Source organism: Pseudomonas sp. 1 R 17 (assembly GCF_900067035.1).
GTDB classification, from domain to species: Bacteria; Pseudomonadota; Gammaproteobacteria; order Pseudomonadales; family Pseudomonadaceae; genus Aquipseudomonas; species Aquipseudomonas marginalis.
Genome location: NZ_FKLB01000047.1, coordinates 43,567 through 56,258, shown reverse-complemented (window position 1 = coordinate 56,258; position 12,692 = coordinate 43,567). Strand labels below are relative to the sequence as shown.

Below are 12,692 nucleotides of genomic sequence, written 5' to 3'. Positions count from 1 at the left end.
AACACCTCGGCGTGGAACCAGACGCCGACTGCCGACGACAATACTAAAACAGCAACACGGGTCAAAACCACCTGTAACGCCGCTGGTGGGTCAACAAGATCGATCGACAGGAGCTGACCATGCAACGACGTCAATACGACGCTATGTCTTCCCGCACTCGTTCATCATGTCAGGACGAACAGCAATACTACTGCTTACGCAGCCCCAACGGGTACCCCGATTCCGTTCTTTACCAAGTTGTACCCGCCGGAAGAAACTTCTTCCATATCCGCGAAGTCACCAGTGGCAGGATCAAAGGCTTTCGCAGCGACCACATCGAGGCCTGTGAACTGGCCAAGCGGCTGGAGGCCTCACTGCACGGCGGAATCGTTTCGTCACCCGGATGACTTTACTGCGCCGCCGCCCTTCAACAACTGCCATACTGGCCTGTCCATTGGAATTTGCTCCCTCACGGGCCAGGTTTCATCAGTGCTGTTGGTTACCTCGAAGGGAAGGCGATACGTGACGGAATTTGATATTGGCGAATTTTTCATCCATGGCGACGCAAGGGAAGTAGACGGTGAGTTTCAAGCAGTGATCGTGATGCGCGCCAAGCCGCCGTTGACCACCGTCACCACGCACCAGGTCGAAAAAGACCGTTGGTTCAAGACCCTCGACACTGCCGCCAGCGCCGGAAAAGAATCCGCCCAGGCACTCAAGGCTGCAGTGGATTCAGGGGCACTGACCTCCTGACAATCCGATCGAACTCTACCGCGCCACAAGCCTCCCATGCATAACGATCCCGAAACCCGCACGGAGACTGACATGGACGCGCCAATACCGACACTCGAAACCTTATTTGAACAACTGGGCCTGGACTCAACCCCCGAAGCTATCGACGCCTTTATTGTCGCGCACCCGTTGAGTGACGACGTCAAGTTGATCGACGCGCCGTTCTGGACGCCGCAACAGGCACAGTTCCTCAAGGAAGAACTGCGTGAAGACGCCGATTGGGCCATGGCGGTGGATGAGCTGAACCAGCGCCTGCATCAATCGCAGTAACCCACTCAATGCCGGCTGCCTGAGCGCAATAGCGCTTGCCAGGCAGCTGGTATTTCCCCGCCTCACAGACAACAACAATCCCTAGCGCGCAGCCTTCGCCCCCTCCGGCTTATACCCCAGGCGCAAGCCACCCCAATGCCGCCCCCGGACCATGATCGGCACCGACAAGTCGTGCATCAACTCACCGGTATCGCGGGTGTAGGTCTGCAATAACACCGCTTGCTGGTGGCTGCCGCAGCGGATGCCGGTGCGGTCTTCGAACTTGCGCTTGGTGCGGTTCTGCACCGCGTCGACCTGGGCATCGCCGGTCAGCGCCTGGGAAAATGCCTTGTTGTGCGTTGGCACATAGCCCTGGGGCGTGCAGGCAATGGCAAACACCAAGCCTTCATGGCGTGGCAGCAGTGCTTCCTGGATGGCCGGCAGCACCTGGTCGGTGTAGCCATCGAACCGGCTGTGGTACTTGCTCGGGCTGGTGTTGGGGATCAAGGTGTAGCTGCGGTCGAACAAGTCATCCAGGCTAATGCGGTTCTGCTGTACATCGGCTTCGAATTGCGCGGCAATCCGGCTCGCGCCTTCGCGCGCCAGGTCGTAGATGCGTTGGTGATAGTCATCCAGCCCGACTTCCGCCAGGCGCTCACTGATCGTTTCGGCCTGCCCTTCCATCTGCACAGCGGCATCGGCCAACTGGCGGGTCTGCTGGTCGCTCACGATAAGATCGCTGCGCATTTGCTCCACGGCATGGAACAGGCTGTCGAGTTGGGCGCGGTTGGTGTCGGTGCCCTGGGCGATTTCATTGACCTGGCCTTCCACACCCGCCGCCAGGCCGGCAATGTTCTCCAGGTGCTCGCCGGCGTGCTCCACCTGCTCGACACCGGTGTGCAAGTCTGCCGAGAGCTGGCGAATCTGCTCAACCACCTGGGCAGTGCGTTGCTGGATATCCGCCACCATCACCCCGACTTCATCGGTGGCCGTGGCCGTGCGGCCCGCCAGCCCACGCACTTCATCCGCCACCACGGCGAACCCGCGACCGTGCTCACCGGCCCGCGCCGCCTCAATCGCGGCGTTGAGCGCCAACAGGTTGGTCTGGCTGGCGATGGACTGAATCACCAGGGTCACCCGCTGGATTTCTTCACTGCGTTGGCTCAGGGCTTCAATCAACTCCCGACTGGCATTGGCGCGCTGGCTGAGCTGGTGCATACGAATGATCGACTGGGCCAGCACTTCACGGCCTTCCGTGCTGCGCTGATGGGCCTGGCTGGCCGCCTGAAGGGCCTCGCGACTGAGTTGAGAGGTGACCTTTTCAGTGCTGATCATCACTTCGGCACTGCTGACGATCTGCTTGGCCGCGCCCAATTGCGATTGCACTCGAGCCGCCAGTTGCTTGACTGAATAGGCGACGCCGGCAGCGGACAGTGCGTTGTGGCTGGTGGTATAGGACAGATCGCGGGTCAGCTCGCCAATGGCATCGGCAGTGACGGGCGGTGCCGTGCGGGAGGTGCGGTTCATAAGGCCTGGCAGCCAGATCACCAGCAAGGCAATGGGCAGGCAGAGGTATATCGGCAGGCTGGCAAACGCCAGGCCCAGCAGTACCAGCACCAGGGCGGCGCTCTGCAGGAGCGGCATCAACCAGCCGGGCAACCCGCGCACCACCGGTTGCGGTGGCACTGCTGCGCCCATCAGAGATCCGTCTCCAGCCATCGTCGTTACCCCACTGTTTGTCATTTTTGTCCCTGCATTAAACGCCACTATCCAGCCATTATCCATGGGCCTTTAGTGGGGTAGCCTGCAACAGATCAATAGACGGGGCGTAACGGGTCTTTCTCCGGGGAACCGCCCAGGCGATTCCCCAGCTTCAGCGCATCAGGCTTGGCGCTGGTGCTTGTCGATCTGCTCGTGGCGCTCTTGCGCTTCGATGCAGTACTTGGTGGTCGGGCTGATCAGCAGGCGCTTGAGGCCGATAGGCTCGCCGCTGTCATCGCACCAGCCGAAGGAGTCTTCCTTGATGCGTTCCAGTGCACGCTCAAGCTGCGGCAGCATGCGCTGGTCGCGGTCGATGGCATTGACCAGCCAGGTGCGCTCTTCTTCAACGGAAGCGGCGTCGGCAGGGTCGGCCGGGGTGTCCAGGCTTTCAATGGCGATGCGGTTCTGCTCAATGCGCTCGTGGTGTTCCACCTTCATGTCCTGCAGCAACTTCTCGAAAAAAGCGTGCTGTTCGGCATTCATGTAGTCATCCGCCGGCATGGCCAGCAACTTTTCCTTTGTCATTGATTTCTCTATAAAAAATACGTGCATTAAGGCGAATAAGGGAGCGTTCCGGTCGACCTCTGCAGGTCTCGGAAAGGCGCCATCCATTCCAAGCGCCACCCGGCACTCAATTTACGAGGGGCGGCAGTCTAAGGCCGACTTGAGGGCACAGCAACTGAAATGACAGGCATTTTTACCGATATAACCCCCAAAGGCACCAGGACGGGCTTGGCGAATGGTCATCGGAGTGCGTTTATAGCAGGAAAGTTCGTAGAGCAGCTATAAGCCGCAGGCTGCAAGCGACAAGCTGTAGAGCTCATCGGACTTGCAGCTTGCAGCTTGAAGCTCAGCGCTTGAGCTTGCGCTTGTTGCGGTACTGGTCGATCACCACCGCCACCACGATGATCAGGCCCTTGATGATGTCCTGGATATACGCATCCACCCCGACAAAGGTAAACCCGCTGGCCATCACTCCGAGGATCAGCGCGCCGATCACGGTGCCGGTGATACGCCCTACCCCGCCAGCCAGGCTGGTGCCGCCGATTACCGCGGCGGCAATCGCATCCAGCTCATAGGACATGCCCATGCCGGCCTGGCCGGTGGCGGCGCGTGCCGAAGCCACCACGCCGGCCAGACCGGCGAGCAACCCGGCAATGCTGTAGACGATGATCAAGTGGCGCTTGACGTTGATCCCCGACGTCCGCGCCGCCTGCATATTGCCGCCGATGGCGTAGGTGTACTTGCCGTACTTGGTGTAGCGCAGGGCGATATGGAAGATCACCGCCACCACCAGGAAAATGATCACCGGCATCGCGCCATGACCGATGGCCGTGTAGGAGTCCGAGAGCATGCTCACCGGCTGGCCTTCGGTGTAGTAACGCGCCAGGCCACGGGCCGAGACCATCATGCCCAGGGTCGCGATAAACGGCGGAATACCCGTGACGGCGATGATGCTGCCGTTGATCGCCCCCGCCAGCAGCCCCACACCCAACCCCATCGCCACCGGAATCCACACCGGCAAGTCCGTCAGCGAAGGGAACACCGCCCGGGAAAAGTCGGAAGTTTGCGCCAAACTGGCGGCAATCATCGCCGACAGCGCCAGCACCGACCCCGAAGACAGGTCGATACCCGTGGTGATGATCACCTGGGTCACCCCGATCGCCAGCAAGCCGATGATGGACACTTGCAGGATCATCAGCACCAGGCGCTGGGAGTTCATCAGGAAGCTCTGGTCCCGCACGATCCAGCCAAACAGCTCAAACACCAGGCCGATGCCGATCAGCACCAGGAAGATGCTCAGCTCGGTGGGCAAGCGCCGACGGTGCTTGACCGGGGCCGTGGCAGGCTTGTTGTCTGTTATTGCGTTCATAGCCAATCACCTTCTTATTCTATGGCGCGGGCCAACCGCAGGCCCGCGCGGCTGTTCGTCAGTGGACTGCGGTCATACCGGAAGCCAGCTGCATGACTTTTTCCTGGGTCGCATCCGCACGGTCCAGGGTGCCCATCAGTTCGCCTTCGTGCATCACCATCACCCGGTCGCTCATGCCCAGCACTTCAGGCAGCTCGGAGGAAATCATGATCACCGCCATGCCTTCGCTGGCGAGGAAGGAGATCAAGCGATAGATCTCGGCCTTGGCGCCTACGTCGATGCCCCGGGTCGGTTCATCGAGGATCAGCAAGCGTGGGTTGGTCATCAACCAGCGCGCCAGCAGGGCTTTCTGCTGGTTGCCGCCGGACAAGGTGTCGATGCACTGCTCCAGGGATGGCGTCTTCACCCGCAGTTTCTTGCACATGTCCTCGCACAGGGCGCGCAGGGCTTTCTGCTGGATAAAACCGTTGCCCGAATAGTGCGGCAGCACGGCCATTTCCATGTTTTCCAGCACCGACAGGCAGGGGAACAGGCCACTGAGCTTGCGGTCCTCGGTCAACAGCGCAAAGCCTTTTTCGATGGCCATGTGCGGGTCACTGATGCGCACCGCCTCGCCATCCAGGGTGATCTGCCCACCGCTGCTGGGGGTGATGCCGAAAATGGTTTCCGCCACATTGGTGCGCCCCGAGCCCATCAGCCCGGCGATGCCGAGGATCTCACCGGCATGCAGGTCGAACGACACGCCCTGGAACACCCCGTCCAGGCGCAGGTCGCGCACCGACAGCAGCAGTTCGCCGATGGGCGTCTCGCGCACCGGGAACAACTGGCTCAGCTCGCGACCCACCATCATCGAGATCAGGCTGTCGCTGTTCATGCTGTCGGCGCGTTGCAGGCCGATGTACTGGCCGTCGCGGAACACCGCCACTTCATCGGCAATGGCGAACACTTCGTTCATTTTGTGCGTGATGTAGACAATGCCTTTGCCCTGGGCCTTGAGGTCGGCAATGATCGAAAACAGGTGGGCCACTTCCTTCTCGGTAATGGCCGATGTCGGTTCATCCATGATCAGGATGTCGGAGTCGTAGGACACAGCCTTGGCAATTTCGACCATCTGCCGCTCGGCGATGCTCAGGTTACCCACGTGTTCCTCGGGGTCCAGGTTGATGCGCAGGCGCGCCAGCAACTCGGCGGTGCAGCGGTGCATTTCGCGGTGGTTGACCATGTGCAGGCTGTTGAGCTGCTCGCGGCCGATCCAGATATTCTCGGCGATGCTCATGTGCGGCATCAGGTTGAGCTCCTGGTGGATCATCGCAATCCCGGCCTTCTGCGCCGCCAGCGGCGTGTCAAACACGATGGGCTTGCCGCGCAGGCGGATTTCACCGGCGTCGGGCTGGTAGATGCCGGCGATGATTTTCATCAAGGTCGACTTGCCCGCACCGTTCTCGCCCATCAGCGCCAGCACCGTACCGGGGCGTACACGCAGTTGTACGTCGGCCAGGGCCACGACGCCGGGAAAGCCTTTGCTGATGTTGACGATTTCCAACAGGTAGGGTTCGTCCAGCGGCAACGGCTGGATACCGGGAGGCTGCGAGACAGCGGCTTGAGCGAGCATAAGACGGTACTCCATCAGCAGGGCGGGCACGACCGCCCTGCCGGTTCATTGTTGTTATGTCAGGGCTACTTGAACGTGGCGACGTTTTCCGGGGTGATCAGCTGGAACGGGATGATCACGTTCTGCTCGACCGGTTCCTTCTTGGCCATCTTGCGCGCCGCTTCCACCGAGCCCACTGCCTGGCCCTTGGCGTCCTGGAACGCGGAGGCGGCCATGTCACCCTTGGTGATCGCATTCAAGCCATCCGGCGTACCGTCGACCCCCGCGATCAGCACACTGCCCTTTTCCTTGCCGGCCGATTTCAGCGCCATGGACGCGCCGATGGCCATCTCATCGTTGTTGGCCAACACCGCATTGAACTCGCGGCCTTGGGTCAGCCAATCGTTGACCAGGGTCATGCCCTTGTCCCGCAGCCAGATGCCGGTCTGTTCCTGTTCGATCTTGATGTCCGGGTACTTGGTCAACACTTCCTTCACGCCCTTGGTGCGGTTGGTGGTGGAATTGTTCGCCAGGTCGCCCAGCAGGATTACGATCTTGCCCTTGCCACCGAGTTTTTCAGCGATGTACTGCATTTGCAGCTTGCCGGCCTCGACGTCATCGGAGGTCACGGCCACGACGTCCTTGGGCAAGTCCTTCTGGTCGGGACGGCGGTTGACGAATACCAGCGGGATACCCGCCTTGGTCGCGGCATTGATGATGTTCTTGGTGGAGGCGGTGTCGACCGGGTTGACGATAATCGCGTCGACTTTCTGGCTGATAAAGTTCTCGACCTGGCTCAGTTGCTTGACCACATCGGCGCGGGCATCTTCGAACTGCAGCTGCACGCCGTCACCCTTGGGATAGGACTTGGCCTGCTTGTCCATGTCTTCGCGCAGGTAAGTGAGGAAGGTGTCATCGAAGGCGGACATGCTCACGCCGACCTTGATGTCGGCGGCACTGGCAACACCGCTGGCCAGCAGCATGGATAAAGCCAGCGCGGTAAAACGGATCGGGGTCTTCATGAACGGTCTGTCTCCACTTTCTTGTTGGTTTTTTGGACGTTGCGTTTATCAGAGCTCGGCAGGCACGCGTACGACCGGTGCGCCTGGAATGCAGCAGACCAGCGCGCCCTGGTTTTCGACGCACAGCACATTAAGGAAGGAGAAGTAGAACGGCCGGGCGCGGGGCAGGCCGCGGGGCGTGTGGGCAGGGCGTAAAACTCGCAGTACAGCGTTGAAGATTTTCATCTGACGGTACCTGGTTGTTTTTGATCTTGTTTTTGTTGAGTCGTGCGAATCGAGTCCGAACGTACTTTATGCAACCTGGAAAAGACTTTATTGGAAAATAATTTCCATATCAACCTGTTTTAGAATTTTATTCTATTTTTGTTGAAACCACCTGCTGGCGCTCGGCGCTGAGGCGTGCGGCGTCCAATATACGCGTGGTTTCCAGCGCGTCATAAGCGTCCACGGGCAACGGGCCCTGCCCGTTTACCGCCGCTTGCAACTGGCGATAGAACTGGGTCCAGCAGCCCTTCTCCGACGGCACTCGCTCACGTTCCGGCCCCTGTTCGAACCAGCCCCAGCGGCGATGTTCTTCTGCGCCCCAGTGTTCGCCTTCGGTTTTCGGTGACTTGCCGGCCATCAGCGCTTCTTCCTGGCCGTCCAGTCCGTCCACGGTATAGCAACCCAAGGTGCCACTGACGCGAAAACGCGGAGCCTGGCTGTTCTGCAGGGCGTTGCCCCACAAATGGGAAACCACCCCGTTGGCGTGGGTCAGGGAGACGAAGAAGCCGTGGTCGACAGTGGGGTATTCAGGGGTGAACTGTAACTGCGCAAAGACCCGCTCCACCGGACCGAACAGTTGCAGCGCCTGGTCCACCAGGTGGCTGCCCAGGTCGCGCAACCAGCCGCCGCCGCTGGCATTGCCCACGGCCTGCGGGCTGTAGCGCTCGACGCGGGATTCAAAGCGGGTGATCTCGCCCAGGACACCGGCGTCGATCAATTTGCGCAGGGTCAGGTAGTCCGAGTCCCAGCGCCGGTTCTGGTAGACGCTGAGCAACACCTCATGGCGCTCGGCGGCCGTGATCAGCGCCTGGGCCTGTTCAGCGTTGGCGGCAAAGGGTTTGTCGCTGACCACCGCCACGCCGTGCTCGATGGCTTCCAGCACCAGCGCCGGACGGCCCTTGAGGGTGGTGGAAATCACCAGGGCATCGACGCCGGCTTCGACGATCTGGCCGATGCTGTCAAAGGCCTTCACACCTGGAAGATCGGTACTTAATTGCTGGCGGCGCTCGGGTGAGCGCGTCACCACGCCGACAAACGTCGCCCCCGGCAAAGTTGCAATCAGCGGCGCATGAAAAAAGCGCCCTCCGTGGCCGTAGCCGACTAGTCCGATTCTCATGATCAACTCCTGAATTGAATTGGAAACCAATCAACTGTGGGAGGGGGTTTGCCCTAATGCCAGTCAGTTAAGCGTACATCGCCTCCTGTAGGAGCGAGCTTGCTCGCGAAAAACGTCAACGATAACGAGTGCTTCCTGAATGAACGCGGCGCCTGTGAGTTTTTCGCGAGCAAGCTCGCTCCTACAAAAAGCCTTAACTGAGTGGCATTAGGGCTTGTCCCTCCCACATTGACCGAGTGTTAGCCGTAGAAGTGTGGGCGATCCGGCAGGCGGACCTTCACAATCTGCTCACTGCCCTGGGCCTCGATACACGCATCCGCCGCTACCGCCGCCGCAAAGCCATCCCACGCCGACGGCCCACCGACCTGACCAGCACGCACGCTATCGATGAAGGCCTGCAACTCCACGTCATAGGCCCCGATAAAACGGTCCTTCCAATCCATCAGGATCGCATTCGACAGCTTGGCATCGCTGCGCAGCTGTACCTGGGACGGCTCCGGCAATTTGGCGATGCCGGTCTCCCCCACCACTTCGCACTGGATGTCGTAGCCGTACTGGCAGTTCACAAACACTTCCACGTCGATACGAGTGCCCTTGGCGGTTTCCAGCAGCACGATCTGCGGGTCGCGCAGATGGGCCAGGGCCTTGCTGGTCTTGCGCGGGAACACCACCTGCACCGACACGTAGTCGTCGTTGAGCAGCCAGCGCAGGACATCCAGCTCGTGGATCAGGGTGTCGGTGATCGCCATGTCGGTCTTGTAGTTCTCGCCCACCGTCGGGTTACGGTGCGCGCAGTGCAGCATCAACGGCTCGCCGATCTGGCCGCTGTCGATCACCGCCTTGAGGGCGCGATAACCTTCGTCATAGGGGCGCATAAAGCCCACTTGCACTAGGCGCTTGCCGTAGGCCACTTCGGCGTCGACGATCTTGCGGCAGCCTTCGGCCGTCACCGCCAGGGGCTTCTCGCAGAACACCGGTTTGCCGGCGGCGATGGCGGCGAGCACGAACTCCTCGTGGCTCGGGCCCCAGGACGTGACCAGGATCGCCTCGACCTGCGGCGAGTTGATCAGCCCATGGCCGTCCGCGTACACCTCGGCGTCCAGCTTCAACTCCGCGACCACCTTGGCGGCCTGCTCAAGGTTGATGTCGGTCACCGCCACCACCTGGCTGTTGAGCAGGGTCTGGCTGCACCGACGAATATGATCGCGGCCAATGGCGCCGGTACCGATTACACCAAGCTTCAAAGACATACAAACGCTCCTCTAGTTATTAGTACTGCCGGGCCTTGGCCAGGTGTTCATTGAGTTTTTTCGCCGCCGCGTTGGTGCGCTCGCTGGTGGACACCTGCGCCACCCCCACCCGCCACCACGACAGGTAGCCGTGGACCATGGTCTTGGGCAGGACCTTAATGTCGATCAGGGTCGAGACGCTTTGCGTGCGCGCATCGGCCAGGGCAGCCTCCAACTGCTCCACCGTGCTGACCTTGTAGGTCTTGCAGCCATAGGCCGCCGCACTCATGGCGAAGTCCACCGGCACCAGGCCGCCGTCGAGCTTGCCGCTCTCGGGGTTGCGGTAGCGGAACTCGGTGCCGAAGCTGTCCATGCCGTTGCCGATCTGCAGGTTGTTGATGCAACCGAAGGCCATGTTGTCGAGCAGCACCACGTTGATCTTGCGGCGTTCCTGGATCGAGGTGGCCAGCTCCGAGTGCAGCATCATGTAGGAGCCATCGCCGACCAGCGCATAGACCTCCTTGGAGGGCTCGGCGAGCTTCACGCCGAGGGCGGCATTGATCTCATAGCCCATGCACGAATAACCGTACTCGACGTGGTAGGTGTTGACGCCCTTGCTGCGCCAGGCGCGCTGCAGGTCGCCGGGCAGGCTGCCGGCCGCGGCGACGATGATCGCGTCGTCGGCCAGGGTCTGGTTGAGGACGCCGAGCACCCGGCTCTGGGTCAGGCATGAGCCGGTCAGTTCGATAAATTCACGCAGCACGGCGCGGTCGAGGTGGTCGTCGACTTCCGGCACAAAATCATCGCCGTGGTACTCGACCTGATGCACACGGTCCACTTCGGCGTCCAGTTGCGCCTTGGCGTCGGCGATCTGCTCGCCCCAGCCGGAACGGTAATCACCGAGGGCATCGGCCAGCGCTTCGAGGGCGACCTTCGCGTCGGCCAGCACCTGCACGCCGTCGAGTTTCAAGGCGTCGCAGGGGCTGATATTGAGGTTGAGAAACTTCACCTCGGCATGCTTGAACAGCGATTTCGACGAGGTGGTGAAGTCGGTGTAACGGGTGCCGATGCCGATGATCAGGTCGGCCTCGGGCGCCAGCAGGTTGGCGGCCAGGCAGCCGGTTTCACCGATACCGCCCACATTCAGCGGATGGCTCGAGACCACCGCGCTCTTGCCCGCCTGGGTTTCGGCGAAAGGAATATCAAAGCGCTCGGCAAAGGCTTGCAAGGCAGCATTCGCTCCGGAGTACTTCACGCCGCCACCGCAGATGATCAGCGGTTTGCGCTTGCCCCGGAAGGCGGCCAACCCATCGCCGATCATCGCGGCGGTGGCCGGGCGGCGGTCGATACGGTGCACCCGTTTTTGCAGGAAGTAGTCGGGGTAGTCCCAGGCTTCGGCCTGCACGTCCTGGGGCAGCGCCAGGGTCACCGCGCCGGTTTCGGCGGGATCGGTGAGCACGCGCATGGCATGAATCGCCGCCGTCATCAGTTGCTCGGGGCGGTTGATGCGGTCCCAGTATTTGCTCACGGAACGGAAGGCATCGTTGGTGCTGATGCTGAGGTCGTGGAACTGCTCGATCTGTTGCAGCACCGGGTCGGGCTGGCGGCTGGCGTAGACATCGCCGGGCAGCAACAGCAACGGGATACGGTTGGCAGTGGCGGTCGCCGCAGCGGTGAGCATATTCGCCGCACCTGGGCCGACAGAGGCGGTGCAGGCGTAGATCTTGCGGCGCAAGTGCTGCTTGGCAAAACCGATGGCGGCATGGGCCATGCCCTGCTCGTTACGGCCCTGATGCACCACCAGGTCGCCGCTGTCCTGTTCCAGGGCCTGACCCAGGCCCAGCACGTTGCCGTGGCCGAAAATAGTGAACACGCCGGCGACGAACTTGCTCTGCACGCCATCGACTTCGATGTACTGGTTATCCAAAAACTTCACCAGGGCCTGGGCCATGGTCAGTCGGGTGGTGGTCATGTCGCGCCCCTTATCGTTTCTGCAGGTGGGCGATGCTTGCCCCCAAGGCCTGCTGGATATCCGCCAGCTCGTGCACGCTTGTCGCAAACGGTTCGAACGACAGGTAGCCGCTGTAACCGCTGCTGAGCAAGGTGTCGATCTGCGCGGTATTGCCGAGGATATCGCCCTCGCCCACCAGCACGCGGTGGCCGTCGCGGATCGAATTGAGCGGCGCCTCGGCATCTTCCACGCCGGAGATATGCACCAGCCCGGTCAGTTCCGGGAAGAACTCATGCTCGCTGGCCAGGTGGTGGTGGAAGGTGTCGTGCACCAGGCGGAATACATCCAGGCCGCCGATGGACTGGATCGCATCCACCGCCACGCGCTTGCGGCGCATGGCACATTCTTCAAAGCCCAGGGGCTCGATAAACCCGAGAATCCCGTACTCGCGCAGGATCGGCGCCAGTTGGCTCAACGCGGTGCGCAAACCGGCGGCGCGCTGGGCTTCGTTGCGGGTGTCGCCGGGTTCATTGAACGGGCACATCACCAAGCCTTGCGCACCACATTCGCGGGCATAGGTGGCGAGCGCTATCGCCTGGGCGCGGCGCTCGTCATTCCACACATCAAAGGGGTACAGCGCGTTGATCGACAGCACCGTGATGCCCTGGGCCGCGCACAATTCGCGCACGCGGCCGGCCGGGGTGCCGTATTCGATCTGGCGATCCTTGAGGTCGTTGCGAATCTCGATGGCATCGCATTTCAAGGCCACGGCCAGCTGGATGAAATCCGGCAAGGACAGGTTGGGCGCGACCATACGGTTGAGGGCAAAGCGTAGAGGCGACTTCATTGTTATTGTTCTCCGTC

13 protein-coding genes are annotated in these 12,692 nt (G+C 61.3%); 3 read left to right on the top strand and 10 right to left on the bottom strand.

The window, feature by feature from the left end; all coding sequences use genetic code 11:
• Positions 1-119 precede the first annotated feature (119 nt).
• From BFP99_RS32195 to BFP99_RS16520, 3 genes are all read left to right on the top strand, one after another.
• Positions 120-386 carry a hypothetical protein gene (locus BFP99_RS32195; RefSeq protein WP_074846368.1) on the top strand — a complete coding sequence of 89 codons (267 nt, stop codon included), beginning with the start codon at positions 120-122 and terminating at the stop codon, positions 384-386.
• A 115-nt stretch (positions 387-501) separates the two neighbouring features.
• Positions 502-732 (top strand): hypothetical protein, encoded by a 231-nt coding sequence (locus BFP99_RS16525; RefSeq protein ID WP_065927941.1) that lies wholly within the window; start codon positions 502-504, stop codon positions 730-732.
• A 72-nt stretch (positions 733-804) separates the two neighbouring features.
• A complete protein-coding gene (locus BFP99_RS16520) occupies positions 805-1,041 on the top strand; it encodes a DUF2789 domain-containing protein (RefSeq protein WP_065927942.1) in 237 nt (78 codons plus the stop codon).
• 81 nt (positions 1,042-1,122) lie between these two features.
• On the opposite strand, the gene BFP99_RS16515 is transcribed toward BFP99_RS16520, so the two are convergent.
• From BFP99_RS16515 to BFP99_RS16475, 10 genes are all read right to left on the bottom strand, one after another.
• Positions 1,123-2,355 carry a methyl-accepting chemotaxis protein gene (locus BFP99_RS16515; protein WP_370737668.1) on the bottom strand — a complete coding sequence of 411 codons (1,233 nt, stop codon included), beginning with the start codon at positions 2,353-2,355 and terminating at the stop codon, positions 1,123-1,125.
• A gap of 546 nt (positions 2,356-2,901) precedes the next feature.
• The gene (locus BFP99_RS16510) at positions 2,902-3,306 is read right to left on the bottom strand and encodes a TraR/DksA family transcriptional regulator (RefSeq protein WP_003191666.1); all 405 of its coding nucleotides are present in this window, start codon (positions 3,304-3,306) and stop codon (positions 2,902-2,904) included.
• Positions 3,307-3,631: 325 nt separating this feature from the next.
• Complete coding sequence (locus BFP99_RS16505; RefSeq protein WP_024076018.1) at positions 3,632-4,654, bottom strand: ABC transporter permease; 1,023 nt, start codon at positions 4,652-4,654, stop codon at positions 3,632-3,634.
• A 58-nt stretch (positions 4,655-4,712) separates the two neighbouring features.
• A complete protein-coding gene (locus BFP99_RS16500) occupies positions 4,713-6,266 on the bottom strand; it encodes a sugar ABC transporter ATP-binding protein (protein ID WP_065927944.1) in 1,554 nt (517 codons plus the stop codon).
• 65 nt (positions 6,267-6,331) lie between these two features.
• Positions 6,332-7,267, bottom strand: coding sequence for a sugar ABC transporter substrate-binding protein (locus tag BFP99_RS16495; protein WP_065947725.1), 936 nt, complete (start codon positions 7,265-7,267; stop codon positions 6,332-6,334).
• A 48-nt stretch (positions 7,268-7,315) separates the two neighbouring features.
• The gene (locus tag BFP99_RS33300; protein ID WP_162844258.1) at positions 7,316-7,492 is read right to left on the bottom strand and encodes a hypothetical protein; all 177 of its coding nucleotides are present in this window, start codon (positions 7,490-7,492) and stop codon (positions 7,316-7,318) included.
• A 127-nt stretch (positions 7,493-7,619) separates the two neighbouring features.
• Positions 7,620-8,648: a Gfo/Idh/MocA family protein gene (locus BFP99_RS16490; RefSeq protein WP_065947724.1), complete on the bottom strand. Its 1,029-nt coding sequence runs from the start codon at positions 8,646-8,648 to the stop codon at positions 7,620-7,622.
• Between the two features lie 239 nt (positions 8,649-8,887).
• On the bottom strand, positions 8,888-9,898 hold the full coding sequence (locus BFP99_RS16485) for a Gfo/Idh/MocA family protein (protein WP_065947723.1): 1,011 nt from the start codon (positions 9,896-9,898) through the stop codon (positions 8,888-8,890).
• A 19-nt stretch (positions 9,899-9,917) separates the two neighbouring features.
• Positions 9,918-11,849, bottom strand: coding sequence for a 3D-(3,5/4)-trihydroxycyclohexane-1,2-dione acylhydrolase (decyclizing) (iolD, locus tag BFP99_RS16480; RefSeq protein WP_065927948.1), 1,932 nt, complete (start codon positions 11,847-11,849; stop codon positions 9,918-9,920).
• Positions 11,850-11,859: 10 nt separating this feature from the next.
• On the bottom strand, positions 11,860-12,675 hold the full coding sequence (locus BFP99_RS16475; RefSeq protein ID WP_065927949.1) for a TIM barrel protein: 816 nt from the start codon (positions 12,673-12,675) through the stop codon (positions 11,860-11,862).
• Positions 12,676-12,692 lie beyond the last annotated feature (17 nt).